The following is a 26,069-nucleotide window of genomic DNA, read 5'->3' as shown; positions in this document are numbered from 1 at the left end:
CTGTCTTCGCCGTGTCATTGTTTTCCCGCGTCTGCACTGCGAGTGAGGCTGAGCTTGGTTACCATGCCAAGCTTTGATCCAAGTAAGAGGTTTGCAGCATGAGCCAAGCAGAAAAAGTCGCCATCGTCATCGCCGGAGGCTCCGGCATGGGAGCCGCCGCCGCGCGCCAGTTGCACGCGGCCGGGTTTGCCGTGGGCATTCTGTCGTCGTCTGGCAAGGGCGAGGCGCTGGCCCAAGAGTTGGGCGGCGTGGGCGTGACGGGCTCAAACCAGAACGTGGCCGATATGCAGAAACTGGTCGACGCGGTGATGCAGCGCTACGGCCGTATAGATGTGCTGGTGAACGGCGCCGGCCACGGCCCCAAGGGCGATTTGCTGGCCATCAGTGATGAGGACTGGATCAAGGGCCTGGAAGTGTATTTTCTGAACGTGGTGCGTGCCACGCGCCTGGTCGCGCCCATCATGCAAAAGCAGGGCGGCGGCAGCATCATCAATATCTCGTCGGCCTGGGCGTTTGAGCCAGCGGCGCTGTTCCCCACCTCGGCCATGGCGCGCTCGGGCCTGGCCGCCTTCACCAAGATTTTTTGCGACGAATACGGCAAGCACAACATCCGCATGAACAACGTGCTGCCCGGCTGGATCGACAGCCTGCCCAAAAAAGACGAGCGCCAAGCCGCCGTGCCGCTGCAGCGCTACGGCAAGGCCGAAGAGATTGGCGCTACGGTGGCCTTCCTGGCCTCGGAAGGCGCGGCCTATATCAGCGGCCAGAACATCAAGGTCGATGGCGGGCTGATGCGCCACGTTTGAACGCATGAGCCGGATGGTTTCTTTGGGCTGTTGGCTGGTGATGCTGTACGGCGCCTTTCTGGTCGCTTTGGAGGGCTGCGCCTTCTACATGGTTTGGAGTGGCCAGGTGCCTGTAGGCGAGCCCATGTATTTGGACCAGCTGGCTCCGAGCTTGGCGGATTCCGGCTCGGGGCTGGGCCTCGGCTTGCTGCTGATGCTGGTCAGCATGGGTGTGCATGCGTGGCTCAAGCGGAGAAAGGCATAGCTGCAACGCTGTTTAGCCTGTTAAAAATCCGCCTCCAAAGCACATTCCACCCGCTCGCCGGTCACCGGGTGAGTAAACCTGATCTCTCGTGCCTGTAAAAACAAACGTGGCGCCAAAGCCTGCACTTCGGGCGAAGCGTACAGGCCATCGCCCAGCATGGCGTGGCCTATGGCTTGCATGTGCAGGCGCAACTGGTGGGTGCGGCCGGTGACGGGCGAGAGCCACAGGCGCGTGCAGTGCGCCGGAATGGCGGGCAGGGCGGAGGCTTCTGTTTGGGTGACGGCGCGCCACCAGGTTTGGCTCGGTTTGCCCAGTTCAAAATCCACGCGCTGCAGCGGGCGGCGCTCCCAATCGGGCCACAGCGGCAGGTCGATCAGGCTCCAGCGCTCGCCGTCTTGCGGCATGGCGGCCAGCAGTGCTTCGTCGGCGGGCAGGGCTTGCGGTGCGGGCTGGCCCATCACCACGGCCATGTAGCGCTTGTCTACCGTTCGGGCGGCAAATGCATCGCCCAGTGCGCGTTGCACGGCCAAGCTGCGCGCCATCACCACCAGGCCGGAGGTGCCTTGGTCGAGCCGGTGCACGATGAGTGCATCCGGCCACTGCTGTTGGGCGCGGGCACTCAGGCAGTCTTGCTTGTCCGGACCACGGCCGGGCACGCAAAGCAGGCCGGCGGGTTTGTTGAGCACCAGCAGGTGCTCGTCTTGATACACGGGCGTCAGCACAAAAGAGGGGTCAAAGGCAAAGCCGCGATTGTACGGAAGGTGACAGCTCGCGGGCAGCTGCGGGCCCGGCTTGCCTTACCGTAGCGGCCACATAAGCGCAGGGCATTTGCTCATGGCCAAATAGCAGCACTAGGGTTGCTACGATAGCCAGCACGCGCCACTTGGTGCTACAAAAATGGGTGCTGTTAGCGCTGGCGCAACCAGTGTTTGCCGCCGCAATAATTGAAGGAGACCTTATGCTTGGCCTGATGCAAAACCAGCAAATGCTGACCTCGAACCTGCTGGAATTTGCCGACCGTTACCACCGCGATACCGAGATTGTCTCGCGCCGCGTGGAGGGCGATATCCACCGTTACACGTACGGCGATTTTGCCCGGCGTGCCCGCCAGCTGGCCAACACCTTGGATGGCATGGGCCTGGCGCCCAGCACCCGCGTAGCGTCGCTGGCCTGGAACGGCTACCGCCACCTGGAGCTGTACTACGGCGTGGGCGGTTCGGGCCGTGTGATTCATACCGTCAACCCGCGCCTGCACCCGGACCAGATCACCTGGATCGTGAACCACGCTGAAGACGAGGTGCTGTGCTTTGACATGACTTTCCTGCCTATCGTGCAGGCGATTCACAGCCGCTGCCCCACGGTCAAACTGTGGGTGGCCATGGTGGATGCCGACAAAATGCCGGCCGACAGCGGCATTCCCGGCCTGGTCTCTTACGAAGATTGGATAGCCCAGGGCGCTACCAGCTACAACTGGCCGCAGTTCGACGAAAACACTGCTTGCGGCATGTGCTACACCAGCGGCACCACGGGCAATCCGAAGGCGGTGCTGTATTCGCACCGCAGCAGCACCTTGCACGCTTACGGTGCGTCGCTGCCCGATGTGATGAATATCTCTTCGCGCGACGTGGTGTTGCCCGTGGTGCCCATGTTCCACGTCAACGCCTGGGGCTTGCCATATTCCGGCCCGATGAACGGCGCCAAGCTGGTGTTCCCCGGCCCGGCGCTGGACGGCAAATCGGTCTACGAGCTGATCGAGGCAGAGAAGGTCACCTTCGCGGCCGGCGTGCCCACGGTCTGGCAAATGTTGCTGAGCCATGTGCAGAACAACGGGCTGCAGTTCAGCAGCTTCAAGCGCACGGTGATCGGCGGCTCGGCCTGCCCGCCGGCAATGATCAAGACTTTCCAGAACGACTACGGCGTGACCGTGTTGCACGCCTGGGGTATGACGGAAATGAGCCCGCTGGGCACTGTGTGTACGCTCAAAAACAAGCACCTCGCGCTGCCGCAAGAGCAGCAGGACGCGCTGCTGGCCAAGCAAGGCCGCGTGATTTACGGCGTGGATATGAAAATTGTCGACGACAACGGCAACGACCAGCCCTGGGACGGCAAGACCTATGGTGACCTGTTGACGCGCGGCCCCTGGGTGGTGGGCAACTATTACCGCAATGAGGGCGCATCGCCGCTGGTCAAAGACGCACAGGGCCGCGAGTGGTTCCCGACCGGCGATGTGGCCACGATCGATCCCGACGGCTTCATGCACATCACCGACCGCAGCAAGGACGTGATCAAGTCGGGTGGCGAATGGATCAGCTCGATCGATCTGGAGAACATCGCCATGGCGCACCCTGCCGTGGCCATGGCCGCCTGCGTGGGCATGCCGCACCCCAAGTGGGACGAGCGCCCGGTGGTGTTTGTGGCGCTCAAACCCGGCCAAAATCTGGGCCGCGACGAGCTGCTGGCCTTCTACCAGGGCAAGACCGCCAAATGGCAGATCCCCGACGATGTGCTGTTTGTCGAAGCCATTCCGCTGGGCGCTACTGGCAAGATGCTCAAAACCAAGCTGCGCGAGCAGTTTGCCGATTACGTGCTGCCCACAGCGGGCTAAAGCCAGCGCTGTCGGGTAGCCTGAGAACCGCCATGGCTGTTCCTCCCTCTCCCGCAAGCGGGAGAGGGCCAGGGTGAGGGGCATTCGCTTATGCCTCGCGCCCATCCCCCAAACAAAAATTCAGGAGGCACGCCATGGCGCGCAAGATTCAACAACTGTTCGACCTGAGCGGCAAAACCGCGCTCATCACCGGCGGCTCTCGCGGCCTGGGCTTGCAACTGGCGCACGCGCTGGGCGAAGCGGGCGCCAAGGTCATGCTGACCAGCCGCAAAGCGACGGAGCTGGAAGCAGCCGTGGCCGAGCTCAATGGCGCCGGCATTGACGCCCGCTGGATTGCGGCCGACTGCGCGGTCGATTCCGACATTGAGCGCCTGGCTGCAGAAACGCTGGAGCGCATGGGCGATGTGGACATTCTCGTCAACAATGCAGGCGCCAGCTGGGGCGCGCCGGCCGAAGACCACCCTGTTGCCGCCTGGGACAAGGTGATGAATCTGAACGTGCGCGGCTATTTTCTGCTCTCGCAACAAATCGCCAAGCACAGCATGATCGGGCGGCGCAGCGGCTCCATCATCAACGTGGCCTCCATCGCCGGCCTGGCCGGCAACCCGGTGGCGATGAAAACCATCGCCTACAACACCAGCAAGGGCGCTGTGATCAACTTCACCCGCGCACTGGCGGGCGAGTGGGGGCGTTACGGCATCCGCGTCAATGCGCTGGCGCCCGGCTTTTTCCGCACCAAACTGGCCAGCGGCCTGATTGACCAGATCGGCGAAGACCAGATGACCGCGCCCGTGCCGCTGGGCCGCCTGGGCGACGACGACGATCTAAAAGGCGCCGCTGTACTGCTGGCCAGCGACGCGGGCAAGCACATCACCGGCCAGTACTTGGCGGTGGATGGCGGCGTGAGCATTGTGTCGGCGGGTTGAGAGCGTTTTGACCGGCCCTCATTTGGAGCACGCTCATGGAATCCAAAATTCGCCTGATGGGCAACAGCAAAGTCGTGTTGCTGCCCAAAGCCATCCTCGAGCAAGCGGGGCTGGAAGCGGCTGAGCGCGTAAGCCTCTCGGTTGAAAACGGCGCCATTGTTTTACGCGCCGCCGAGCCAGCGCTGCGTTACCAAAGCCGTGCCGGCCTGATCCAGGCCAAGCGGCCCATGCCTTCGCTCGACGAGCTCAAAGAGACCGCAGAAGCGGGCAGGGCAGAGCGAGGCAATCCGGCGCGCAGGGGCTTGGCCGAATGAGCAAGGCTGGTATAGACGTTGCAACACACCCTCAAGCGTGGCGCGCCTTCCACCTGCACCTTTGACAAACAAGCGGCCAAGCGCGCCGGGATGAAGTTGTTGGGTTGAGTTTTTTGGGCAAGCGATGTGGTTCGCCGTCCCTTGGGCCGCTGTTTGCACTATGTATCATTTGGTAACATTGTTTCCTTTTACAGGAGACAACAGTGACCAAAGTTTTATGTGCCTTGCTGCTGACGCTGGCATCTGGTTGGGCGGTATCTGCCGACCGAGTTGTGCCCTGGAGTGGTTCGGGGCTGGCGTCCATACAAACCACGCCATTCGGCCACACCTTTGAGGCGCGCAGAGGTGGTGGCGGTGGCGGCAAAAGCAGGCGCTCCTCCTCGTCGCGCTCCTCATCCAAAGGAGGCGGAGCAGCCGGCAGCGGGGCATATTCCAGCTCCTCATCGGGTTGCCCCTGCGGTGGCTCCGAGGTTTGTGTGGGGCCACGCGGTGGACGCTACTGCATGACCAACGGTGGCAACAAACGCTACGGCGTTTGATGGCTTGCGCTACAGCACAGCAGCTTCTATCTCCCGCCCATAAACAATAAAGCCCTTGTGCTCTGCTACCTGGTCGTACAAAGCGCGGCCAACGGAGTTGGTGGTTTGGGTTTGCCAGTAGACGCGGCTGGCACCGGCCAGCCGGGCTTGCTGGTAGACCGCTTCGATCAAGGCGCGGCCCACGCCTTGGCCGCGGCTTTCGGGCACGGTGAACAGGTCTTGCAGGTAGCAAACCGGCTGCAGGCGCGAAGTGCTGGCGTGGAACAAATAGTGCACCAGGCCCAAGACCGCGCCATCGCGCTCAGCCAAGAGCGCAAACATGGGAACCAGCGGGTTGTGAAAGCGCTGCCAGGTAGCGTGCGTGACAGCATCGGGCAGGGCGGTAGGGCCAACGCGGCCGTAGAAGGCGTTGTAGCCGTCCCAAAGCGGTTTCCAGGCGGGAAAGTCTTGCATGGCACTGGGGCGGATCTGTAAGGCGATAGTGGCGGATGTGGAGCTCATGGCGGGCGGAAGCTGTTGTAAATACCGAGTCTTGCCAGCATGCCGCATGGCAACTGACTGATCTGCATCAGGCGTCACATTCGCGCCAGGGTTTTCCCTCAATGGGTTCTGGCGCAGGTTATGCTTCAGGCCCTGGGCCGCCTGTCATGCGGCCCGTTCTTGTTCCACCTGCCGGAGAGCCCAGACGTGCTGCCATTTGAAGTTGAAATCCCTTTTGTGAGCCACCTGGGCTTTAGCTTACACCGCTGGGCTGATGGCGAAAGCGAGCTGCACTACCACGCCAAGCCCGAGCACCTGAACAGCTTCGATGTCACGCACGGCGGCGCTTCGATGACCTTGCTTGATGTGACGATGGCGCATGCCGCCCGCAGCGCCATTGCTGGCAGTGGCGCGGTGACTATCGAGATGAAAACCAGCTTCATGGCTACGGCCAAGGGCCCCCTGGTGGCCAAGGGCAAGCTGCTCTCGCGCACCAAGACCATGGCCTTTTGCGAAGGCTGGTTGTACGACGAAAGCGGCAAGCTGTGCTGCCACGCCACCGGCACATTCAAGTACGTGATGCCCGAGGTGGTGCAGTCGCTGCAAGCGGCCAAAAAACAGATCAAGACGGATTGAGCGGCAATCGCCATCGATAGATCCGTGTACTGCAAGTGATTGTGTAAGTGAGAGAAATGCCCCAGCCTGTGAACCCTGCCGACCAGTTGGTCTGGACCTGTCTGCCTTTTGAGCAATTGGCGCTCAACGACCTGTACGACTTGCTGCATGCGCGTTGCCAAGTGTTTATTGTGGAGCAAGTGGCTTTTCAGGACCTGGATCACAAAGACCAGCATTGCTGGCATTTGCTGGGGCGCGACAAGGCGGGTACGCTGCAATCGTATGCCCGCATATTGCCGCCGGGCCTGGCTTATCCGGAAGAGGGCGAGTCGTCGATTGGCCGCGTGCTGGCCATGGAAGCGGTGCGCGGCACCGGTGCCGGCTGGGAGCTGATGCGCCACGCAATGGCCGAGCTGAACCAGCGCTGGCCGGGCTCACCCATCCGTATTGGTGCGCAGGCCTATTTGCAAAAATTTTATGAAGGTTGCGGCTTCCAAGTGGTGTCCGAGCCGTATCTGGAAGACGGTATTCCGCACCTGACCATGTGGTACCCCGGCCGCGCGGCCTGAGTGGGCATGGCCAGCCGCAGCCGCGGAACAAGAGAGAATGAACCCAGTGTCAGTGAATGATTCGAGTCACCAGCGCCTGGCCGCAAACGCCACGCGCTCCGCGCACAACAAGGCAGCCGCCCATGCCCAATAGCAGCGCCTACCAACCCGCCGCCGTGCGCGACGGCCTGCCCATGCCCGAGCGCCGCCTGGCGATGGTGGTGATTGTGCTGGGCATCTTCGTAGCGGTGCTTGATGGCTCGATCATGAACCTGGCGCTGCCTACGGTCGCCAAGTCTTTGGCGGTCACGCCATCGGAGGCGATCTGGGTGGTCAATGCCTACCAATTGGGCACGCTGGGCTTGTTGCTGCCGCTGGCCGCCTTGGGCGAGCGCATTGGTTACCGCAAGGTCTACCTGGTGGGCATGGTGTGCTTCACCTTGGCTTCGGCTGTGGCCATGTCGGCGCACAGTTTCTGGGTGTTGGTGGCGGCGCGTGGTTTGCAAGGCATGGGCGCGGCCGGCGTGATGGCGGTGAACGCGGCCCTGGTGCGCCTGACTTACCCGGCTGCCAAGCTGGGCAAGGGCATGGCGCTGAACTCGCTGATTGTGGCTGTGGCCTCGGTCACCGGGCCGGGCGTGGCGGCGCTGATTTTGTCGGTGGCCAGTTGGCAGTGGCTGTTTGCCATCAATGTGCCGCTCGGCTTGCTGACCTTGTGGCTGGGCTACCGCGCGCTGCCGGGTAACCCGCAGCAGTTGCTGGATGCGCCGCACGCCAAGCTCACGCCGATTGATGTGCTGCTGAACTTTGCCATGTTTGCGTTGGTGTTTTTGGGCGCCGAGCGAGTGGGCGCCAAGCACGATGCTGCAGCCGTGGGCGCCTCCACTTCGGGCTGGATCATGCTCGGCCTGGGCCTGGCTTTGGGCTGGTGGTATGTGCTGCGCCAGCGCCGTCTGGCCTTGCCGCTGTTGCCGCTCGATCTGTTGCGCATTCCGGTGTTTGCCTTGTCCATGGGCGCCTCGGTGGGCGCTTTCACGGCGCAGATGCTGTCTTTCATTGCGTTGCCGTTCTTGCTGCTCGACGCCTTGCACCGTAGCCATTTTGCGGCCGGCATGCTGATGACGGCTTGGTCGGTGGCGATTGTGGTGGTAGCGCCAGTGGCGGGCCGTTTGATTGGCCGCGTGGCCGATGGTTTGCTGGGCGGTATCGGCATGGCCATCATGGCGCTGGGCTTGTTGAGCCTGGGCTTTTTGCCGGCCGATCCGAGCGACTTGAACATTGGATGGCGCATGGCTTTGTGCGGCGTGGGCTTTGCGCTTTTCCAATCGCCCAACAACCACACCATTGTTACCTCGGCGCCTCTGGCACGCGCCGGTGCGGCCAGCGGCATGCTGGGTACGGCGCGGCTGACGGGACAATCGCTGGGTGCGGTGCTGGTGGCCATCACCTTCACCATCTGGCCTGTGGCTTCGGGTAATGGCACCACGGTGGCGCTGTGCCTGGCAGCCGCTTTTGCAGCGCTCTCGGGCGTGTGCAGCAGCTTGCGGCTCAAGCACATGGTGGCGCACTGAGATCAGGTTTCAGGCGGCGCAGCGGGTGGTGTGGTTGCGGTTGGCGGGCCAGCGCTGGCCTGCGTTGCGGCTGGTGCCTGCCTGGCCTGCTCCTTCTGTTCCGCCCTGTGGCGTGCCCGGCGCCGCGCTGGCGTGCCGCCAATAAAAAGCAACAGGCCAAGCGGCAGCACGCCGTACAGCAGCAGCGTGAAAAAGGCGCCGAGCAGCGTGCCTTGCGGGCTGGCCGCTTCGACCACGGCCATCATCAGCACCACATAGAGCCAGCCAATCAAAAGCAGATACATGGCTTGGAATTTACCCGAACTTGTGCTCGGCAGTCGCAGGAATCCGCGTTTTTGGCCCTAAGATAGAGCGCAGCTCATGCCATGAGCGCACGTCCACAACCAGGGAGACGGGATGACGCAGCAGCAATTTTGGGGGCCGGGGAGTGATCAGATGGCGCAGCTCACGCAGCTGGGCCAGCAGTACGGCCAGATGTGGCAGCAGGCCATGCAAGGTATGCAACACGGCATGCCGCCAGTCAACGCCATGGGCGCGCCGCTGGGCATGTTCCAAGGCCTGGCGCAACCGCAAGCGGGAGGGGCGCCAGTCAGCTTGGACCCCGCCAAGCTGCGCGCCATTCAAGAGCAATACGCCAAAGACACGCTGGCTTTGTGGACACAAGGCGCCCAAGGCACGGTGGCCGTGCCCAAGGACAAGCGCTTTGCCAGCGATGCCTGGGCCTGCAACCCGATGGCCGCCTTCAGCGCCGCCAGCTATGCGCTTAACGCCAAGGCCATGATGGACATGGTCGACGCCGTGCAGGGCGATGAAAAAACGCGCGCACGCATCCGTTTTGGGGTGGAGCAATGGGTGGCCGCCACGGCGCCCAGCAACTTTCTCGCCTTCAACGCCGAGGCGCAGCAAAAGGCCATCGAGACCAAGGGCCAGAGCCTGGCCCAGGGCATGCAGAACATGCTGGCCGACATGCGCCAAGGCCATGTCTCGATGACGGACGAATCGCAGTTCGAAGTGGGCAAGAACGTGGCCACCAGCGAAGGCGCGGTCGTGTTTGAGAACGAGCTGTTCCAGCTGATCGAGTACAAGCCTCTGACCACGCAGGTGTATGAGCGGCCCATGCTTTTCGTGCCGCCTTGCATCAACAAGTTCTACATTCTCGACCTGCAACCCGAGAACTCGCTGATCCGCCACGCCGTGGAAAACGGCCACCGCACCTTTGTGGTGAGCTGGCGCAACCCGGACGAGAGCCTGGGCAACAAAACCTGGGACGACTACATCGAGACCGCCGTGCTCAAGGCGATTGCCGTGGTCAAAGAAATTTCTGGCCAAGAGCAAATCAACGCACTGGGCTTTTGCGTGGGCGGCACCATGCTGGTCAACGGCTTGGCCGTGCTGGCCGCACGCGGCGACAAATCGGTGGCCAGCGCCACCTTGCTGACCACCTTGGTGGACTTTACCGACACCGGCATTCTGGATGTGTTCATTGACGAGAACTTCGTCAAGTTCCGCGAGATGACGCTGGGCCAGGGCGGCCTGATGCCAGGCCAAGATCTGGCGTCCACCTTCAGCTTTCTGCGCCCGGTCGATCTGGTCTGGAACTATGTGGTGGGCAACTACCTCAAGGGCGAAACGCCACCGCCTTTCGACCTGCTGTACTGGAACAGCGATTCCACCAACCTGCCTGGCCCTTACTACGCCTGGTACCTGCGCAATTTCTATCTGGAAAACAAGCTGGTGCAGCCGGGCGCGTTGACGGTGTGCGGTGAAAAGCTGGACGTCAGCAAGATCAACATGCCGATCTACATTTACGGATCGCGCGAAGACCACATCGTGCCAATTGGCGCCGCTTATGCATCCACCCAGGCGCTGGGCGGCAAAAAGCGCTTTGTCATGGGCGCCTCGGGCCACATCGCCGGCGTGATCAACCCGCCCGCCAAGAAAAAACGCAGCCACTGGCTGCGCGAAGATGGCAAGTTCCCCGCCACCATCGACCAGTGGCTCCAGGGCGCCGACGAGCTGCCCGGCAGCTGGTGGCCCGATTGGATGGACTGGCTGGCCAAGAGTGGCGGCAAAAAAGTGGCCGCGCCCAAGAGCTACGGCAAGGCCCGCACGGCCTACAAAGCCATGGAGCCGGCACCGGGCAGCTACGTCAAGGCCAAGGCCTGACAAGGCGGCCAGTGCATGCAAAAGGCGACCGCTGTGTCGCCTTTTTGCTGCGCCAGCCAAGAAGTTCGGGCCGGGCTGCGTTGTGTTAAAACTGCAGCCGGTCGCCGTGCCTGGCCAGCCCAAGCTGGCTTGTTGCAATGCAATAATAGTGAAAATACCGGGCCTCAAAAACCCAAGCCCCTTAGCTGCAAAGCTAGACCTTTGGCGCGCCAGCGTCTGTTTGTAAAGGAAGAACCATGGAAGACATCGTCATCATTTCGGCCGTGCGCACGGCAGTGGGCAAGTTTGGCGGCTCGTTGGCCAAGGTGCCGGCTACGGAGCTGGGCGCGACGGTAATCAAGGAAGCGCTGGCCCGCGCCAAGGTGGGGGCTGATCAGGTGGATGAAGTCATCATGGGCCAGGTGCTGGCTGCGGGTGTGGGCCAGAATCCGGCACGCCAGGCCATGATCAAGGCCGGCGTGGACAAGAAAACGCCAGCGCTGACGATCAACGCCGTCTGCGGCTCTGGCCTGAAATCGGTCATGCTGGCTGCGCAATCCATTGCCAACGGCGATGCTGACGTGGTGGTGGCTGGCGGCCAAGAGAACATGAGCCTGTCGCCGCACGTGCTCAACGGCTCGCGCGACGGCCAGCGCATGGGCGACTGGAAGATGACCGACACCATGATCGTCGACGGCCTGTGGGACGTGTATAACCAGTACCACATGGGCATCACCGCGGAAAACGTGGCCAAGGAATTCCATATCGACCGCGAAAAGCAAGATGCCTTCGCGTTGGCCAGCCAGCAAAAGGCGGCTGCTGCACAAGATGCGGGCAAATTTGCCGACGAAATCGTGACCGTGAGCATTGCGCAGCGCAAGGGTGACCCGATCGAGTTCAAGGCCGACGAATACATCAACCGCAAAACCAATGCCGACGCTCTGGGCGGCCTCAAGCCCGCTTTTGACAAGGCCGGCTCGGTCACCGCAGGCAACGCCTCGGGCCTGAACGACGGCGCCGCTGCCGTGGTGGTGGCCAGCGGCAAAAAGGCCAAGGAACTGGGCGTTCAGCCGCTGGCCCGCATCGTCGGCTTCGCCACCGTGGGCCTGGACCCCAAGATCATGGGCATGGGCCCGATGGTGGCCGTGCGCAAGGTGCTGGACAAGACCGGCTGGAAGAAGGAAGAGGTCGATCTGTTCGAGCTGAACGAAGCCTTTGCCGCCCAGGCTTGCGCCGTCAACCAGGAGCTGGATCTGGACACCAGCAAGGTCAACGTCAACGGCGGTGCGATTGCCATTGGCCACCCGATCGGCGCATCTGGCGCCCGTATTCTGGTGACGCTGCTGCACGAGATGCAGCGCCGTGGCTCCAAGCGCGGCATTGCCGGCCTGTGCATTGGCGGCGGCATGGGCGTCGCCTTGGCAGTGGAACGCGCCTGAGCGGCGCCCGCTCGTCGCCCCCAGCCATGAGAAGAGGGCGGCGATAGCCGTAAAAACCGCTCGAATTCAAACGAAAAAAAACGCGCTCTCCGGAGCGCGTTTTGTTGTCTGCACAAAACAGAACAGCGCGGAATTGACCTGCAGACAAGAATCTGCGCGCTTGGCGTAAACGAGGATTTGCGGCCGCGCTTTCTTGGTTACAGTGGTAGAGCGCTATCAGTTTCGCGCTAGACCAAGGAGATTTCGAATGAGTCAAAAAGTGGCCTATGTAACCGGCGGTATGGGAGGCATTGGGACGGCCATTTGCCAACGTTTGCACAAAGATGGATTCAAGGTGATTGCGGGCTGCGGCCCCACGCGTGATTTCCAGAAATGGCTGGACGAGCAAAAGGCACTGGGCTACACCTTCTACGCATCGGTGGGCAACGTCGGCAGTTGGGATTCCACGGTCGAGGCCTTCGCCAAGACCAAGGCCGAACACGGCACGGTCGATGTGCTGGTGAACAATGCCGGTATCACCCGCGATCGCATGTTCATCAAGATGACGCCCGATGACTGGCAAGCCGTGATCGAAACCAACCTGAACTCCATGTTCAACGTGACCAAGCAGGTCGTCGGTGACATGGTGGAAAAAGGCTGGGGCCGCATCGTCAACATCAGCTCGGTCAACGGCGCCAAGGGCCAGGCCGGCCAAACCAACTACTCGGCTGCCAAGGCCGGTATGCACGGTTTCTCGATGGCGCTGGCCCAAGAGCTGGCAGGCAAGGGCGTCACGGTCAACACCGTCAGCCCGGGCTACATTGGCACCGACATGGTCAAGGCCATCCGCCCTGACGTGCTGGAAAAGATTGTTGGCACCATCCCGATGAAGCGCCTGGGCGAGCCCAAGGAAATCGCTTCCATCATCGCCTGGCTGGCATCGGAAGACGGCGGCTATGCCACCGGCGCCGAGTTCTCGGTGAACGGCGGCTTGCACACGCACTAAGCCTGCGCTAACCAGCCAACAAAAAACGCGCCTTCGGGCGCGTTTTGTTTTGTCTGGAGCGGGTGAAGGGAATCGAACCCACGTTATTTGCTTGGGAAGCAAGAGTCCTACCATTGAACGACACCCGCCTATGCTGCGCTGGCAGTTTGCAGCGCTGGTAGTGCGGGGGAATTCTACATCGCATTTGTCCCGGCATGGAGCAAGAAGGCACGCGCCCAAGCCAGCGTGGCTAACGCAGTTGTCGCCGATGTACCAGCAAAAGCGTTGCATTTTTTGATCTGCGGCACGCAATGAGCAACTGTCCGCTCAGGCGCAAAACCAAGGCCGTGGGCAGGAGTCCAACCTGAGATGCCAGCGCAAACCATTGCGGATCTTGGTTGCGCATCACGCGGGTGGCCAAGGCACAGCCATTGAGGCATTCAGCCTTGGCACCCCACCACCGTTCTGGTTTCAAGGTTCACTGCTTGGGAGATGAGAGATGCGTTTGCGACAAGGCTTGCTGGCGATGGTTTGTGGGGCAGCGTGCGGGCTGGCATCGGCCCAGGTGTACCGTTGTGTCGACAGCAGCGGCCAAGCATCGTTCAGCGATCAGGCATGTACCGAAGCAGGCATGCGGGGCGAGCAGATCCAAAAAGCGCTGACGCCGCAAGAAAAGGCCGAGCAGCAGGCCCAGGCCAACGAGGCCTTGATGCGCCAGCAGTTGCGCCGCGCCCAAGAGCGCGAGCAGGCCATGGAAAAAGCCCAAGCGCAACTGGCCGCCCGCACCATGCCTGCGCCCAGCAACCCCAGCCAAAGCATTGAGTGCCATGAGGCCCGAAAGGATCTGGATTTTGTCGCCAGCATTCGTTCGCTGTCTGATTTTGACAAGCGCGTGCGCATGAACGCCGCCATTGCCACCACCAACGCCGCTTGCGGTACCAACACACCGCTGCTGCAAGAGCCCGCTAATCCGTATGGCGGGCGCCCATTGCGCCGCTGTCACCGCCAAGGATCTGGTCAGATTTGCTATTGACGGCAAGCCAAATACAAAAAAGCGCAGCGGGCCCAAATGCTCGCTGCGCTTGTGCGCGGGCATATCAGTAAATCCAAGGCACGCCGTAGTACTCATTCACCTTGCGGCCGTACTCGTCGTTGTAGTCTTGGGCAGCGTTGCGCTCGTGCTTGGGCGCATTTTCCAGCTGTTCCTTGCTCAGGCTGACCACGTAGCCGCCGAGATCGGTGTCGTACTTCATGGTGTCCCAAGGCAGCGGGTAGACATCGCTGCCCAGGCCCAGAAAGCCGCCAAATTCCATGACTGCGTAGCGCACCTGGCCGGAGAGTTTGTCGATCAAGAGCTTTTCCACCGAGCCCAGTTTTTCGCCATTCGGGTTGTAGACCGTGGTGCCATGAACGCGGTCCGAGGAAATGACGGTGGATACGGTATTGACGGTATGCATAGCGTCCTCCTGTGTTTGCGGGGTTGACAGAAAGACAATGCAAGCGCGGGAGCTACCTGCTATTGCCTTGCAACCATGCTAAAAGCCTGTTCGCAGGCGGAGGGTAGTCGTGCTGTTGCCATGGCCGTAGGACATGTCGCACCCGGAGCAAGCCCGGCGTAACGGATTCAAACTCGCGCGCGGGGTTTGGCGGGCAGGTTCCAGGCTTGCTTCTTTTCGTCGAGCGGCTGCAATTGCCATTGCCCACTCTCGGCTTCGCGTTGCACGTCGATGCGCTTGGCGGTGTACTTGGCCACGCACTCGAGTTTGCGCAAATCGGTTTCTTGCAAGCTGGGGTCGGCGGCGGTGCTGAAGCAGCACAGGGTGCCGTAGATCTTGCCATCAGCCAGCACAATGGGCGTGCTCAGGTGGGCGCCCACGCGGAAAGGCACCTTGGGCAGAATGTCTTTTTCTGCGCAGGTGGCAGCGTCGTTCACCAGGCGCGGCAGGCGGCCGTCGAGCACGCATTGGCAGAAAGAGGATTCGAGCGACGAGCCGCCGCCGGTTGCTATCAAGGCGCGGTCAGGCTTGTGGTTGACGTACTTGAACATGCGCTGGCCGTCGCGGATCTCGGAGACAAAGATCACATCCATGTTCAGGTGTTGGCGCAGGCCTTGCAACACATCTTTCACGTTCTGGTCGATCAGCGTGTCGGAGCCTTCGGCCGTTGCCACCAACATTTCGCTTATCGCCACTTCCAGTGCGTCCGGAGCGTAATCCCACAAATGAATAGCCATTTCAATCTCCAACAATCCCTCGTTGGGGCAGGTACGTGCCTGCGCCATTTTGTTGACAGATTTTAACGTTGGCAGTAGCAGTGCAAGAGTGCATTGCAGAGTTTCATCAGGCTGCAACTTGGCATCGCTGCAGTCTATGTGGCGCGCTTTAAAGTGCTCAAAAGGGCTCGTGCAACCAGCCTATGCGGCCCTGCGCAAGGTCATTCATACGCTCTATAAAAGCAGGGGCGGCGCTGGCAACAATGTCCAGCTCGGCCCGCACCTGGCTGCCGTGTTCTATGCTTTGCAATTGGGCTTGCGCCAGTGTGATCTCGCGGCGAAGCGTGCCTTCCAGCGCATATGGAATCTCGCATTGGAGGCGGGCAAGCGTCTGCCGCTCCACTTTTTCTGCCGTCAACAAGGCCTGTGCGACGGCATCGGTATAGGCGCGCACCAAGCCGCCTGCACCGAGTTTGACGCCGCCGAAATAGCGCACCACGGTGGCCAGTGCTCCTTCCAGCTGCTGGTGGCGCAGCACATCGAGCATCGGGCGGCCGGCGGTGCCGCTGGGTTCACCGTCGTCCACGGCAGCTGACTGGCCGCCAGCCAGCAAGGCCCAGCAGACATGGTTCGCACCGGGGTGTTCCTGGCGCAGCGATTGCACGATGGCTTGTGCTTGCGCTCGGTCTTGCACCGGTTGTACGCAAGCGATGAAACGGCTTTTCTTGATGATCAGTTCGTGGTGGACGGCCTGGGCCAGGGTGTAGGGCATCGGACAGAGTTAAGACGTTTGCTTACAGGCAATGGTGTCAACGCAACAGCCATGTCATGCGTTGGACACATACCATTGTTTCAATAACGGGGCTGCCAGAGCAAGCAGCCAGTTCAGCAAACAGGGACAACGAGGCAAGGCGCGAGTCTACCTCGATTCTTTTTATCCACCTTCAGCCCTTTTACCAGCCAGATCTTACTTTCGGAGAGTGCATATGCAACACCAACTGCAAACCAACTTGGACGCCTTGAACAACCATGGCTTCGGTCGTGCAGACATGGAGCTGCCTGCCTATGCCGCCGAAATGGTTGCTGCGCTGCCGCCTCACGCCAGTGCCAATGACGACGACGGCTACGTCGATCTGGCCCAGCGCGTGCGCGAATGCGGCGAGTGGTAATAACCGCCAGCATGGCTTGAACCGGCCATGCCAGCCACCAGGGCAGCTTCGGCTGCCCTTTGTTTTGGCCGCTGGCAGGCGCTTTCGGGTCATTCATGCGACAATGGCGGTCTTGTTGATGCAGCGCAATATAAAGACTTGGGCAGACCGCTTGCTTGCCCGCGCTGCCACTGGCGCCAACTACAAAACCCATAGCAGCTATTCCCGCAAAAAAGCGCATTGCGGACGGTTTCCCTAAAATATTGGGCCTGCTTTTGCCCCGCCAGGCTCCGCTTGCGCTGCTGTACCCCGAAACATTGCCATGACTGCTCCGATCGACGTTTCTTTTTTTGAACGTGCTGCCAAACCGCTGACCAGTTACAAACCGTACTGGGCCAAGCGCTTTGGCCCGGCACCGTTCCTGCCCATGAGCCGGGCCGAGATGGACCAGCTCGGCTGGGACAGCTGCGACGTGATCCTGGTGACGGGCGACGCCTATGTAGACCACCCCAGTTTCGGCATGGCCGTGATCGGCCGCGTGCTGGAGGCGCAGGGCTTTCGCGTGGGCATCATTGCGCAGCCCGATTGGACCAGCGCCGAGGCTTTCAAAGCGCTGGGCAAGCCCAATCTGTTCTGGGGCGTGACGGCTGGCAACATGGATTCGATGATCAACCGCTACACGGCTGATCGCAAGATTCGCAGCGACGACGCTTACACGCCCGGCGATGTGGCCGGCAAGCGCCCGGACCGTGCCGCCATCGTCTACTGCCAGCGCTGCCGCGAGGCTTACAAAGACGTGCCGATCGTGCTCGGCGGCATTGAAGGTTCGCTGCGCCGTATTGCGCATTACGACTACTGGAGCGACAAGGTACGCCGCTCGATCGTGGTGGACAGCAAGTGCGACATTCTGCTGTACGGCAACGCCGAGCGCGCTTTGGTGGAAGTGGCGCACCGCATTGCTGCGCGTGAGCCGGTGGAGCAGATTACCGATGTACGCGGTACCTCGTTCTTCCGCCGTGCTTCGGAAGAAGGCTGGTTTGAGGTGGATTCGACCACGGTCGACGAGCCCGGCGAAGTAGAGCCGCACATCAACCCCTATATGACAACCAGCGAGCAGGCCGAGGCCCAAGGCCAGAGCTGCTCCAAGGAAGAGGGCGCTGCCAACACGGATGCCGCCGCGGCTGCCCCCGTGCAAACCATTCAGTTTGTGCCCAACCTGTCGCTGCGCCACAAGAGCAAACTGCCTCCGCGCGACCGCACCGTGCTGCGCCTGCCCAGCTACGAAGAGGTCAAGAGCGACCCGATTCTGTACGCCCACGCCAACCGGGTGCTGCACCTGGAAACCAACCCCGGCAACGCCCGTGCGCTGGTGCAAGCCCATGGTGAAGGCCTGACTGCGCGCGATGTGTGGATGAACCCGCCTCCCATCCCGCTGACCACGGCCGAGATGGACTGGGTCTTCGGCCTGCCATACGCCCGCAGCCCGCACCCGGCCTACGCCGACGAAAACGGCAGCCACGACGGCGAAACCAAGATTCCCGCCTGGGAGATGATCCGCACCTCGGTCAACATCATGCGCGGCTGCTTTGGCGGCTGTACCTTCTGCTCCATCACCGAGCACGAAGGCCGCATTATCCAAAGCCGCTCGGAAGACTCCATCATCCAGGAGCTCGAAGAGATTCGCGACAAGGTCAAAGGCTTTACCGGCACCATCTCCGACCTGGGCGGCCCCACGGCCAACATGTACCGCTTGGGCTGCCGCGATCCCAAGATCGAGGCCGCCTGCCGTAAGCCCAGCTGCGTGTTCCCCGGTATCTGCCCGAACCTGCACACCGACCACGGCCCGCTCATCAAGATCTACCGCCGCGCACGCAAGCTGCCTGGTATCAAGAAGATTCTGATCGGCTCCGGTCTGCGTTATGACTTGGCGGTCAAATCGCCCGAATACGTGAAAGAGCTGGTGCAGCACCACGTGGGCGGTTACCTGAAGATTGCGCCCGAGCACACCGAGCAAGGCCCGCTCACCAAGATGATGAAGCCGGGCATCGGCAGCTATGACAAGTTCAAGCAACTGTTCGAGAAGTTCAGCGAAGAGGCGGGCAAAAAGCAGTTCCTGATCCCGTACTTCATCGCCGCTCACCCCGGCACCAGCGATGAAGACATGATGAACTTGGCCATCTGGCTCAAGAAGAACGGCTTCCGCGCCGACCAGGTGCAGACCTTCTACCCGAGCCCCATGGCCACCGCTACCGCCATGTACCACAGCGGCCGCAACACCTTGACCAAGGTGCGCCGCGAGATGCGTGACGAGCAGGAAGAGCGCGTCGACATCGTGCGCGGTGAAAAGCGTCGCCGTCTGCACAAGGCCTTTTTGCGCTACCACGACCCGAACAACTGGCCACTGCTGCGCGAGGCCTTGAAGGCCATGGGCCGTGCCGACTTGATCGGCAATGGCAAGCAGCACCTGATCCCGACCTTCCAGCCGCTGGTCGATGGCAGCTACCAAAGCGCCCGCAAGAAGAACAGCACCGACGGCAAAACCGGTGGCGGCATGGGCTACACCGTCAACAAAGACGGCAAGGCCGTGGCCGTGCGCCGCCGCACGCCTGACGCCAGCGCCCAGGAGCCGCGTGGCGACGTGCGCTTCCGTAGCCCCGCCCCCAAGCCCGGCCAAATGCTGACGCAGCATACCGGCTTGCCACCGCGCGCTGGCGTCAAACCCAAAGGCCCCGGCAAGCCTACCTTCAAGGCCGCTGGCAAGCCCGCCAGCAAACCCGGCGCTGGCCGCAAGCCGCGCTAAATACCAGTAACAACGCCCCGATCACGGGGCGTTTTGTTTGGGTCTGTGCGCCCTCAAGCGGCCTTGAAACGAGGGCTGCTCAGCGCCGTGTTAGCGCTGGTCTGCGCGCTGGCCACAGCTTGGGCGGCCACTGCTGGCGTAGCGCTCACGCCTGGGAAAGGCTTGGGCGCGCCAATCGCGTAGCCCTGCGCATAGTCCACGCCCATTTGGCGCAGCATGTCCACAATCTCGGGCGTGGCGGCGAACTCGGCGATGGTCTTCATGCCCAGCGCGTGGCTGAGGTGGTTGATGGCTTCAACCATGGCGCGGTGGGCGGGCTCGCGCCGCATGTCGGCCACGATCGCGCCGTCGATCTTGAGGAAATCTACCGGCAGGTTTTTCAGCGAGCCAAAGGACGAGACGCCCGAGCCGAAATCGTCCATCGAGAACTTGCAGCCCAAAGCCTTGAGCGCTTTGACCAGGCGGATGGCGTTGGGCAAGTGTGTGATGGCCGCCGTCTCGGTGATTTCAAAGCACAGAATGCGTGGGTTGACGCCGTGCTGCTCGATCTGGTGGCGCAGAAAATCGAGCAGTTTCTCGTCGCCCAGCGTGGTGCCCGAGAGGTTGATGGCGCAGCACGAGATGGGCATGACCGGCCAGTCTTTTTGCATCTGGGCCAGGGTCGCCAGTGTTTTGCTCACCACCCAGCGGTCGACCAGTGGCATCAGGCCATAGCGCTCGGCTGCGGGGATGAAGTGCACCGGGCTGATCAGGCTGCCGTCGGGCATGCGCATGCGCATCTGAATCTCGATGTGCTGGCCGTGGCCGGCGGTCTGGTCGGCCGCGCTGTTGAGCGCCTGGATGGGCTGCGCATGCAAGATGAACAGATCGTTTTCCAGCGCCGCCTTGATGCGCTCGAGCCATTCCATCTCGCCCACATGGCGGGCTATTTCCTGGTCAACCAGCGGGTCGTAGGCATAGACGGTGTTGCGCCCGCGCTGCTTGGCGCCATAGCTGGCCATATCAGCCACGCGAAACACTTCTTCGACCGAATCGAGCGGCGCCACCAGCTTGACCAGGCCAATGCTGATGCTGGAGCTGAGGCTGCGCTCGCCCCATTGCAGGCGCACATGCTGGGCGGCATCGCGGATCTGTTCGGCCAACTCTACCGCTACCTCGAAAGGGCAGTGCTCCAGCAAGATCGCGAACTCGTCGCCGCCTACGCGGGCCAGCGTGTCTTCGGCGCGCAGGCCGTGCTGCAGCATGGTGCTGATGGCGCGCAGCATGGCATCGCCCGCTGAATGGCCGCTGGTGTCGTTGATCACCTTGAACTGGTCCAGATCCAGGTACATCATGGCGCCGCGGCAGTTGTCGGCTTGCGCAGGCTGCTGCAACAGCAGGCCGAGGCGGCGCTCGAACTCGTAGCGGTTCACCAGGCCGGTCAGCTGGTCGTGCGTGGCTTGCCAGGCCAGCTCGCGCATGAAGGTTTGCTCCTGGCTCACATCGTGGAACACAAACACGGCTTCTTGCGTGCCCGTGTGTGCGCCAATCGGCGTATAAGCGATTTTGATCTGGCGCGCGCGCTGGTGGCTGTCGTAAATGGTGAACAGCGTATCGCTGCTCAAGGCCTTGCCGCTGAGGGCATCGAGTATCGCGGCCTGCACCATGGGAGCGCCGGGCTCGGCAGGCGGTGCGCGCAGCTGGTCTGCCAGGTTGCGCATCAACAATTGCTCGGTGCTGGAGCCCAGCAACTGCTCGGCGGCCTTGTTCAAGTAGAGCACATCGCCAGCCTCGTTGGTGGTGATGACAGCATCGCCAATGGCGGCCAGCGTCGTCGTGGCTCGCTCGCTGACCACGCCCAGCTCGTCTTCCGCATCCTTGGTGTCGCGCTGCAGGCGGCTGGTGTGCCACATCAACAGCACCAACATGGCCAGTGCGCCGCCAATATTGATGGCCCAGAGCACCACCTTGAGCCCGCGCGAGGCATCGCCCAATTGCTGAGAGAAATTTTGCTCGGCTGAGGCCAGTTGCTTTTGCAGTGCATTGATCTGGGCCAGCCAGCTTTGCTGCTGCTCGTGGCTGGGCGCACCAAGCTGCACGCTGGAGTGGATGTTGCCGGCCAGGGTTTGCAGCTCCAGCAGGGCTTCGTCGCTGTTGCGCCAGCGCTCCATCAGCGTGCGCATCATATCGGTGTCGCGCAAGCGCTCGGACAGCCAGATCAGACCTTTGATTTCTTCGGGCTCATTGCCGCCTTGCAGCAAGAGCAGTGAGGCTTGCGGGTAGGCTTTGCGGCCTTCGGCCTCGATCAGCTTGCGGGCCTGCATGTCGCTCATGGGCACGCGCAGGCCCTGGTGAAACTGCTCGTAGGCCTCGACATTGCCGGTGGTGGCGTAATGGCTCAGCGCATACACCGCATCTTTTTGGCCCTTGCTCCACTGGTTCTCGGCACTGCTGAAGGCGCGCAGCGCGCCCAGCATCTGCAGGCTGCCAATGGCCAGCGCCGTCTGCACAATGGCCAGAGCAATGAAAGGCCAGACACTGCCCAGTGTGCGGAGCACACGGACAAAGGGCGAAGCAACGTCTTTGGCGGCCTGGCTGCTGAGCGGGCTGGGGCGCTGGGACGCGTAGTAATCCATGGTTTTATCTAAGCGCCAGGCCAGCCACCGCGGTGCAGCGGTAGCAAGGTGAACAAACTGAAAACACGAAGTGGCATGGCAACTCCACAAACAGACTAAGGGGCAGGCACTGGCACTGCAAATACTAGATAAATTTCATTGCATGAATTTTATGGATAGATCATAACTATTTTCTGTAGGCAAGGAGGACATTCAGATCAAGGTGTTTGTGCGCAATGACAAGGGATTGTCCCGATTGGCCTTGCGTTCGGCTGACGCCCCTACCGCCCGAAGGGCCCGCCAAGGGAGCGCACAGCGCCCATTGCAGCGGTTTGCCACGGCGCCATGTGCAGTGCAGCATTTGTGCCGCGGTCGCAGCGGAAGCTTGGCACAATGTCGGGGTTGGCGTGGCGTGCAGCCGCGCTCGTCACTTGCAAGCTATACAAGGAGAATCCATGTCTGCAGCACGCCCCTTCCGGGTTTTGGGAATCCAGCAAGTCGCCATTGGCGGCACCGACAAAGCGCGTATGAAAAAGCTTTGGGTCGATATGTTGGGCCTCACCCAGACCGGCACCTTCCAAAGCGAGCGTGAGAACGTGGACGAAGACATTCTGGCCATGGGCAAGGATGCATTCAAGGTGGAAGTGGACATCATGCAGCCCATGGACATCGAGAAAAAGCCCGCCGTGCACACCACGCCTCTCAACCACATCGGCCTGTGGATCGATGACCTGCCCAAAGCCGTGGAATGGCTCACAGCCAACGGCGTGCGCTTTGCGCCTGGTGGCATCCGCAAAGGCGCAGCCGGTTACGACATCACCTTTTTGCACCCCAAGAGTAACGACGAGTTTCCGATTGCCGGCGAAGGCGTGCTGATCGAGCTGGTGCAAGCGCCGCCCGAAGTCATCGCCGCACTCGGCTGATCCCTCAGCGATTCCTCAGCGGATAGCGTGAACCCTCGACCTGCGCGGAGCAGAGCATGCTGAACAATCCCGTCATCCCGGTGCTGCGCAGCTTTGACGCTGCCAAAGCCGCCGAGTTCTACCAAGGCTTTCTGGGCTTTGCCCAGGATTGGAAGCACCGCTTTGGCGAGGATTTTCCGCTCTACCAGCAAATCAGCCTGGCCGGGCTTGGTGGCCAGCGCTGCGTTTTGCACCTGAGCGAACACCACGGTGACGCCTGCCCGGGCGCCACCGTACGCATCGCCTGGGCCGGGCTGGCTGCTTTCCAGCAAAGCCTGCTGGCGCAAAACTACCGCAACGCCAAACCGGGACTGGAAACCATGCCTTGGGGCATGCAAGAGATGCGGCTGGCCGATCCGTTCGGCAACCATCTGGTGTTTTTTGAAGAGCTCCAGCCGCCTGAGCGCTGAAGCTGGGCGTTCAGCGCGGCGGCGCTAAGCCGCGCCGACACTTCTCTCGCGCTGCACACTCGCGGCAAAGCGCTTTCCTTCATTGGTTCAGCACCGCTTTTGCCTGCAAGCCTTCCGGCTTTGACTGCTGCAGGGCTCCTATTTTGCACTTGCAGCACAGCGACAACGCTGAACCAGCGCACCAACAGCAGCGGCCGTGCCAAGCCTCACCAATGCCCTGTATTCCAGTCGGGATTGTCATGGGCTCAGTCGGACGATTAGCTCTCTTTTTCTGCCACCGTCCATTGGCGTGAACGGTCAAAAACGCGTTCTCCAGCTCAGCCAGGCACCCGGAATGCAGCTGCGTGCGCTGAACGCTGGGCAACGTCGGTCAAACCCCACCAGTTTTGCGCGAGTGGGCAGCGGTAATGCCTGCAAATAGCTGCTGGTTGTTGCCATTTTTCGCCTTTGTCGCTCATTCTGTAGGCAAAGTACCAGTTATTGCGCTCAAAAATATGCTTGGCGGGAAAGCTGCCAAGAGCCTGGTTGTCAGGCATCGGAGAGCCTTGGAGCGCGCCACTTCTGCTTCAACAATGGCTGCTGTTTTCGACCACCAGGAGCAGAGATGCAGCCAATTACCCAGCCCCACGAACAGACCGTGCACTGGCAGCCCTCAGAAAAAAGCCGAACGCAGTCTGCACAACCAGCAGTGCGCTGGCCCGTCACTGCTGTTCAGCAGTTGCTGGATCTGCCATTTTTGGAGCTGATGCACCGCGCCCAAACCGTGCACCGCGAGCATTGGCCGCAAGGCGATATGGAGTTGGCGACGTTGCTCTCCGTCAAAACCGGTGGCTGCCCGGAAAACTGCGGCTACTGCCCGCAGGCCGCCGAGTTTGATACCGGCGTGAAAGCCGAAAAGCTGATGAGCGTGGCCGAGGTTCAGGCCGCCGCCCAGGCGGCCAAAGACGCTGGTGCCAGCCGTTTTTGCATGGGCGCGGCCTGGCGTGCGCCCAAGGACCGCGATATTGAGAAGATGGCCGAGCTGATTGGCGCCGTCAAAAGCCTGGGCCTGCAAAGCTGCGCCACCTTGGGCATGCTGCAAGCGCACCAGGCCGAGGCATTGCGTGCGGCCGGGCTGGATTACTACAACCACAACCTCGATACCGCGCCCGAGTACTACAGCGATGTGGTCAGCACGCGCCAATACGAGGACCGGCTGGACACGCTGGCCCATGTGCGCGCCGCAGGCATCAGTGTGTGCTGCGGCGGCATCATCGGCATGGGCGAGGCGCCGGTGCACCGCGCCGGCTTGTTGGCGCAACTCGCAAACATGGAGCCGTATCCCGAATCAGTACCAATCAACAGCCTGGTGCGCGTACCGGGCACGCCGCTGGCCGACAGCGAGCCGGTGGACCCGCTGGATTTTGTGCGCGTGATTGCCGTGGCCCGCATCCTGATGCCCAAGGCGCGCGTGCGCCTGTCCGCCGGCCGCCAACAATTGGGCGAAGCGGTGCAGACCTTGTGCTTTCTGGCGGGCGCCAACTCCATCTTCTATGGCGACAAGCTGCTAGTCACCGGCAACCCCGAGGCTGATGCAGATGCGCAGTTGCTGGCCAAGCTGGGTATGGCTACGAGCAAGCAAGCGGTGTCGGCGCCTTAACCGTAGTGCACTGACAGCGCTTTTACCGCAAGCGCTGTCGGTGCTGCATCAACGGCGAGCGCCGTGGGCCTTGAGTGCGCTGGCGATCTCGGGCACCAGAGCCGGGCCTTTGTAGATCAGGCCGGTGTAGATTTGCACCACATCGGCGCCGGCCTTGATTTTTTCGACCGCATCGGCACCGCTCAAAATGCCGCCCACGCCGATGATCGGGAACTGGCTGCCCAAGGCGCTGCGCAGTTGGCGGATGACGGCGTTGCTCGCCTCGAACACCGGGCGGCCCGAGAGGCCACCGGTTTCTTCGGCGTGTTGCAGGCCTTTGACTGCATCGCGGCTGATGGTGGTGTTGGTGGCGATGACACCATCCATGCCATGCGCCTTGAGGCTGTTGGCGATGACGGTGACTTGCTCTTCCGTCAAATCCGGCGCGATTTTGAGGAACACCGGCTTGTGCTTGCCGTGTTCGCGCGCCAGCTGCTCGCGGCGGGCCACCAGTGCGGAGAGCAGGGCGTCCAGCGCTTCGTCGCTTTGCAGGGCGCGCAGGTTCTTGGTGTTGGGCGAGCTGATGTTGACGGTGATGTAGTCAGCGTGCGGATACACCGCGTCCAGGCACTTGAGGTAATCGCTGGTGGCGTCCTCAATGGGGGTGAGTGCATTTTTGCCAATGTTCAGACCCAGGAGCAGCGGCTGGGCCTGCTTGCGGAACTGGGCGCGCTTGACGTTGGCGATAAAGGCTTCAAGCCCTTCGTTGTTAAAGCCCAGGCGGTTGATCAGCGCATCGCGCTCGGGAATGCGGAACATGCGCGGCTTGGGGTTTCCAGGCTGGGCCAGCGGCGTAACGGTGCCCACTTCCACAAAGCCAAAGCCCATGGCGCCCAGGCCGTCAATGACGCGGGCATTTTTGTCCAGCCCGGCGGCCATGCCCACGCGGTTGGGGAACTGCAGGCCGGCCAGCGTCACCGGGTCGGCAATGCGGCTTTGGCGCCAGGCGCAGGCCAGGGGCGAGTTCTGGCCCTTGGCCAGCATGTCCATGGTGAACTCGTGCGCAGCCTCGGGCTGCATGCCAAACAAAATAGCTCGGGACAGGGAATAGGGGATCAGAGACATGGGA

At 61.8% G+C, this 26,069-nt stretch carries 26 protein-coding genes and 1 tRNA gene; 17 read left to right on the top strand and 10 right to left on the bottom strand.

Features of this window, described 5'->3' with window-relative positions; genetic code table 11:
• Positions 1–98: 98 nt before the first annotated feature.
• Together ACFIQF_RS02810 and ACFIQF_RS02805 are read left to right on the top strand one after the other, a co-directional pair.
• Positions 99–806: an SDR family oxidoreductase gene (locus tag ACFIQF_RS02810; protein WP_393939843.1), complete on the top strand. Its 708-nt coding sequence runs from the start codon at positions 99–101 to the stop codon at positions 804–806.
• A 4-nt stretch (positions 807–810) separates the two neighbouring features.
• Positions 811–1,050, top strand: a complete 240-nt coding sequence (locus ACFIQF_RS02805; protein WP_393939842.1) for a hypothetical protein — start codon at positions 811–813, stop codon at positions 1,048–1,050.
• Positions 1,051–1,070: 20 nt separating this feature from the next.
• Here ACFIQF_RS02805 and ACFIQF_RS02800 read toward each other — a convergent pair whose 3' ends face one another.
• Entirely contained in the window at positions 1,071–1,760 is a 690-nt protein-coding gene (locus ACFIQF_RS02800; protein WP_393939840.1) for an RluA family pseudouridine synthase, read from the bottom strand.
• A 248-nt stretch (positions 1,761–2,008) separates the two neighbouring features.
• On the opposite strand from ACFIQF_RS02800, the gene ACFIQF_RS02795 reads away from it, so the two are divergent.
• The 3 genes from ACFIQF_RS02795 (at position 2,009) to ACFIQF_RS02785 (ending at position 4,895) form a co-directional block, all read left to right on the top strand.
• Positions 2,009–3,655 (top strand): 3-(methylthio)propionyl-CoA ligase, encoded by a 1,647-nt coding sequence (locus tag ACFIQF_RS02795; RefSeq protein WP_393939838.1) that lies wholly within the window; start codon positions 2,009–2,011, stop codon positions 3,653–3,655.
• Positions 3,656–3,789: 134 nt separating this feature from the next.
• Positions 3,790–4,581 (top strand): SDR family oxidoreductase, encoded by a 792-nt coding sequence (locus tag ACFIQF_RS02790; RefSeq protein ID WP_393939837.1) that lies wholly within the window; start codon positions 3,790–3,792, stop codon positions 4,579–4,581.
• Positions 4,582–4,616: 35 nt separating this feature from the next.
• Positions 4,617–4,895 carry an AbrB/MazE/SpoVT family DNA-binding domain-containing protein gene (locus ACFIQF_RS02785; protein ID WP_393939835.1) on the top strand — a complete coding sequence of 93 codons (279 nt, stop codon included), beginning with the start codon at positions 4,617–4,619 and terminating at the stop codon, positions 4,893–4,895.
• Between the two features lie 548 nt (positions 4,896–5,443).
• Here ACFIQF_RS02785 and ACFIQF_RS02780 read toward each other — a convergent pair.
• Positions 5,444–5,935 (bottom strand): GNAT family N-acetyltransferase, encoded by a 492-nt coding sequence (locus tag ACFIQF_RS02780; RefSeq protein WP_393939833.1) that lies wholly within the window; start codon positions 5,933–5,935, stop codon positions 5,444–5,446.
• A gap of 186 nt (positions 5,936–6,121) precedes the next feature.
• Between ACFIQF_RS02780 and ACFIQF_RS02775 the strand changes: the two genes are divergently transcribed.
• From ACFIQF_RS02775 to ACFIQF_RS02765, 3 genes are all read left to right on the top strand, one after another.
• Positions 6,122–6,550: a PaaI family thioesterase gene (locus ACFIQF_RS02775; RefSeq protein WP_393939831.1), complete on the top strand. Its 429-nt coding sequence runs from the start codon at positions 6,122–6,124 to the stop codon at positions 6,548–6,550.
• Positions 6,551–6,606: 56 nt separating this feature from the next.
• The gene (locus ACFIQF_RS02770; protein ID WP_393939830.1) at positions 6,607–7,098 is read left to right on the top strand and encodes a GNAT family N-acetyltransferase; all 492 of its coding nucleotides are present in this window, start codon (positions 6,607–6,609) and stop codon (positions 7,096–7,098) included.
• A 122-nt stretch (positions 7,099–7,220) separates the two neighbouring features.
• Positions 7,221–8,648, top strand: a complete 1,428-nt coding sequence (locus ACFIQF_RS02765) for an MFS transporter (protein WP_393939829.1) — start codon at positions 7,221–7,223, stop codon at positions 8,646–8,648.
• Positions 8,649–8,650: 2 nt separating this feature from the next.
• Here the strand turns inward: ACFIQF_RS02765 and ACFIQF_RS02760 are convergent, their stop codons facing one another.
• Complete coding sequence (locus tag ACFIQF_RS02760) at positions 8,651–8,932, bottom strand: hypothetical protein (RefSeq protein WP_393939828.1); 282 nt, start codon at positions 8,930–8,932, stop codon at positions 8,651–8,653.
• A 112-nt stretch (positions 8,933–9,044) separates the two neighbouring features.
• On the opposite strand from ACFIQF_RS02760, the gene ACFIQF_RS02755 reads away from it, so the two are divergent.
• The 3 genes from ACFIQF_RS02755 to phbB all read left to right on the top strand — a co-directional run bounded on the left by ACFIQF_RS02755 (position 9,045) and on the right by phbB (position 13,217).
• The gene (locus tag ACFIQF_RS02755; protein WP_393939827.1) at positions 9,045–10,814 is read left to right on the top strand and encodes a PHA/PHB synthase family protein; all 1,770 of its coding nucleotides are present in this window, start codon (positions 9,045–9,047) and stop codon (positions 10,812–10,814) included.
• 236 nt (positions 10,815–11,050) lie between these two features.
• Positions 11,051–12,232, top strand: coding sequence for an acetyl-CoA C-acetyltransferase (locus ACFIQF_RS02750; RefSeq protein WP_393939825.1), 1,182 nt, complete (start codon positions 11,051–11,053; stop codon positions 12,230–12,232).
• 247 nt (positions 12,233–12,479) lie between these two features.
• Positions 12,480–13,217, top strand: a complete 738-nt coding sequence (gene phbB, locus ACFIQF_RS02745; RefSeq protein ID WP_393939824.1) for an acetoacetyl-CoA reductase — start codon at positions 12,480–12,482, stop codon at positions 13,215–13,217.
• Positions 13,218–13,271: 54 nt separating this feature from the next.
• Here the strand turns inward: phbB and ACFIQF_RS02740 are convergent.
• Positions 13,272–13,345, bottom strand: a tRNA-Gly gene (locus ACFIQF_RS02740).
• A gap of 350 nt (positions 13,346–13,695) precedes the next feature.
• Here ACFIQF_RS02740 and ACFIQF_RS02735 point away from each other — a divergent pair.
• Positions 13,696–14,229 (top strand): DUF4124 domain-containing protein, encoded by a 534-nt coding sequence (locus tag ACFIQF_RS02735; RefSeq protein WP_393939822.1) that lies wholly within the window; start codon positions 13,696–13,698, stop codon positions 14,227–14,229.
• 64 nt (positions 14,230–14,293) lie between these two features.
• Here ACFIQF_RS02735 and ACFIQF_RS02730 read toward each other — a convergent pair whose 3' ends face one another.
• The 3 genes from ACFIQF_RS02730 to ACFIQF_RS02720 form a co-directional block, all read right to left on the bottom strand.
• Positions 14,294–14,653: a PRC-barrel domain-containing protein gene (locus ACFIQF_RS02730; protein ID WP_393939821.1), complete on the bottom strand. Its 360-nt coding sequence runs from the start codon at positions 14,651–14,653 to the stop codon at positions 14,294–14,296.
• A gap of 167 nt (positions 14,654–14,820) precedes the next feature.
• Positions 14,821–15,429 carry a GAF domain-containing protein gene (locus tag ACFIQF_RS02725; protein WP_393939819.1) on the bottom strand — a complete coding sequence of 203 codons (609 nt, stop codon included), beginning with the start codon at positions 15,427–15,429 and terminating at the stop codon, positions 14,821–14,823.
• Positions 15,430–15,586: 157 nt separating this feature from the next.
• Complete coding sequence (locus ACFIQF_RS02720) at positions 15,587–16,180, bottom strand: IMPACT family protein (protein WP_393939817.1); 594 nt, start codon at positions 16,178–16,180, stop codon at positions 15,587–15,589.
• Between the two features lie 214 nt (positions 16,181–16,394).
• Here ACFIQF_RS02720 and ACFIQF_RS02715 point away from each other — a divergent pair, with 214 nt between their 5' ends.
• Together ACFIQF_RS02715 and ACFIQF_RS02710 are read left to right on the top strand one after the other, a co-directional pair.
• Positions 16,395–16,577, top strand: a complete 183-nt coding sequence (locus ACFIQF_RS02715; protein ID WP_393939815.1) for a hypothetical protein — start codon at positions 16,395–16,397, stop codon at positions 16,575–16,577.
• Positions 16,578–16,878: 301 nt separating this feature from the next.
• On the top strand, positions 16,879–19,356 hold the full coding sequence (locus tag ACFIQF_RS02710) for a YgiQ family radical SAM protein (RefSeq protein ID WP_393939814.1): 2,478 nt from the start codon (positions 16,879–16,881) through the stop codon (positions 19,354–19,356).
• Between the two features lie 53 nt (positions 19,357–19,409).
• Here the strand turns inward: ACFIQF_RS02710 and ACFIQF_RS02705 are convergent, their stop codons facing one another.
• Positions 19,410–21,971 (bottom strand): putative bifunctional diguanylate cyclase/phosphodiesterase, encoded by a 2,562-nt coding sequence (locus tag ACFIQF_RS02705; protein WP_393939812.1) that lies wholly within the window; start codon positions 21,969–21,971, stop codon positions 19,410–19,412.
• A 434-nt stretch (positions 21,972–22,405) separates the two neighbouring features.
• On the opposite strand from ACFIQF_RS02705, the gene ACFIQF_RS02700 reads away from it, so the two are divergent.
• Both ACFIQF_RS02700 and ACFIQF_RS02695 read left to right on the top strand, forming a co-directional pair.
• Positions 22,406–22,873 carry a VOC family protein gene (locus tag ACFIQF_RS02700; RefSeq protein ID WP_393939810.1) on the top strand — a complete coding sequence of 156 codons (468 nt, stop codon included), beginning with the start codon at positions 22,406–22,408 and terminating at the stop codon, positions 22,871–22,873.
• Positions 22,874–22,929: 56 nt separating this feature from the next.
• Complete coding sequence (locus tag ACFIQF_RS02695) at positions 22,930–23,322, top strand: glyoxalase superfamily protein (protein WP_393939809.1); 393 nt, start codon at positions 22,930–22,932, stop codon at positions 23,320–23,322.
• Positions 23,323–23,639: 317 nt separating this feature from the next.
• Here ACFIQF_RS02695 and ACFIQF_RS02690 read toward each other — a convergent pair whose 3' ends face one another.
• Positions 23,640–23,858 (bottom strand): hypothetical protein, encoded by a 219-nt coding sequence (locus tag ACFIQF_RS02690; RefSeq protein ID WP_393939807.1) that lies wholly within the window; start codon positions 23,856–23,858, stop codon positions 23,640–23,642.
• Between the two features lie 68 nt (positions 23,859–23,926).
• On the opposite strand from ACFIQF_RS02690, the gene bioB reads away from it, so the two are divergent.
• The gene (gene bioB / locus ACFIQF_RS02685; protein ID WP_393939805.1) at positions 23,927–24,961 is read left to right on the top strand and encodes a biotin synthase BioB; all 1,035 of its coding nucleotides are present in this window, start codon (positions 23,927–23,929) and stop codon (positions 24,959–24,961) included.
• Positions 24,962–25,009: 48 nt separating this feature from the next.
• Here the strand turns inward: bioB and ACFIQF_RS02680 are convergent, their stop codons facing one another.
• Complete coding sequence (locus ACFIQF_RS02680; protein ID WP_393939804.1) at positions 25,010–26,065, bottom strand: quinone-dependent dihydroorotate dehydrogenase; 1,056 nt, start codon at positions 26,063–26,065, stop codon at positions 25,010–25,012.
• Positions 26,066–26,069: the final 4 nt, after the last annotated feature.

This window comes from Comamonas trifloxystrobinivorans (genome assembly GCF_043359985.1).
Lineage (GTDB): Bacteria > Pseudomonadota > Gammaproteobacteria > Burkholderiales > Burkholderiaceae_C > Comamonas > Comamonas trifloxystrobinivorans.
This window is presented reverse-complemented; position numbering and strand designations above follow the sequence as displayed.